Annotated in this window: 2 protein-coding genes; both read left to right on the top strand. The window is 44.7% G+C overall.

Translation table 11 applies throughout. The annotated features are described in order from the left end of the window. Positions 1 to 990, top strand: a 990-nt coding sequence (locus tag EI162_RS14245; protein ID WP_192524954.1) for a MobA/MobL family protein, incomplete at its 5' end; no start/stop codon positions are given. Positions 991 to 994: 4 nt separating this feature from the next. Beyond that, complete coding sequence (locus EI162_RS14240) at positions 995 to 1,189, top strand: hypothetical protein (RefSeq protein WP_192524953.1); 195 nt, start codon at positions 995 to 997, stop codon at positions 1,187 to 1,189. The last annotated feature ends 31 nt before the right edge of the window (positions 1,190 to 1,220 follow it).

Below are 1,220 nucleotides of genomic sequence, written 5' to 3'. Positions count from 1 at the left end.
GCAATCCGTGAGCAGTGGGCTAATATCACCAATAAGCACCTCAAAGAAGCCAAGATTGATGCCCGAATTGACCACAGAAGCCATAAAGACAGAGGATTAGAGCTACTACCCACCAAAAAACTAGGTTGGGAAGCGTCAGCCCTAGAGCGCAAAGGCATTAAGACAGCGACAGGCGACTATAACCGTAAGGTTGAAGAATATAACCATGCAATGCAGCAGCTAGCGATTATTGAAAAGAGCTTGAACGCCGTCACAGAGCAGAGAGTGCAGAGTAATGACAGACTTAGAGAAGCAATTGAAAGAGCAGTTAAACTCATTGAGAGCGCAACATACAACACAGCTTGGGCAGATAAAAGAGCTAGACAGGTCAACGAAAGAGTTAATGACAGCCAACAAGGAATTGAGGGAGCAGAACGAGAGATTAACGCTTCAGCTAGCGCAATCGACCAAGCGGATAGAAGAATTGCTGAACATCAACAATCCAAACTAAAAGCTGAACGAGAAGCCCAGCTTCAGCAACAAGCTAAAGAGCTATTGCTTCAGAACTCACAAGAGCTACACGCCCAAGCCGTGAAGGGTGAGAAAGCTGTAAACGCTTATGAAACAAGGCTTGCAAACATTGAAAAGCAGTTTGAACAACTAAGTCTTAAACCCTTGAAAAAAGAGTTAGCCGAGCTTCAGCAAGCCTACGATACCGCAAAAAAACCTTTTACTACGAGAGAAAAAACGTGGTCAAAGCAGCAGTTAGAAAAACGGACGGTATTGCGAAGCCTAGAACGCCAAATAAGCGTTAAAGAGGTTCAAGATAGAGGAAAATACAAGCAACACGCTAAAGACTGGATAGCCAAAAACGAACCGCAGACAGTGCAAGAAGCACAGCAAGGTCAACAAGCTATCAAAGAATACAAAGAGCAGCAGAAGCAAGAACCAAAGGTGGAACAGCTACGAGTGCGTACCAGTCAGAGCAAAAATAAAGGCATGGAGCGATAGAGATATGAGCGATAACGAAGATAAAACGGATTTAGTGCAAGACTGGTTAGACAGGTCAGCACTGAACGCCATACAAATGAGCGAGGACGAGAATTACCGCCAGTTAGTAGCAGTCAGGGCAACCAATTGGGGCAAGGACATAACAGCGAAGTCCGACCTACGGATAAAACAATCACAAGCACCTCACTTAGAGATTTAACAGATAGAAACGGGTCTTAATGGGAAACAGC

The sequence above is a fragment of the Psychrobacter sp. FME6 genome, assembly GCF_014861365.1.
GTDB lineage: Bacteria > Pseudomonadota > Gammaproteobacteria > Pseudomonadales > Moraxellaceae > Psychrobacter.
The sequence above is the reverse complement of the archived record's forward strand: the minus strand, read 5'-3'. Positions and strand labels throughout refer to the sequence as shown.

Bases quoted from the DNA above. Each gene is read 5' to 3' on its own strand.
- EI162_RS14240 (WP_192524953.1), top strand. From the start codon at position 995: ATGAGCGATAACGAAGATAAAACGGATTTAGTGCAAGACTGGTTAGAC.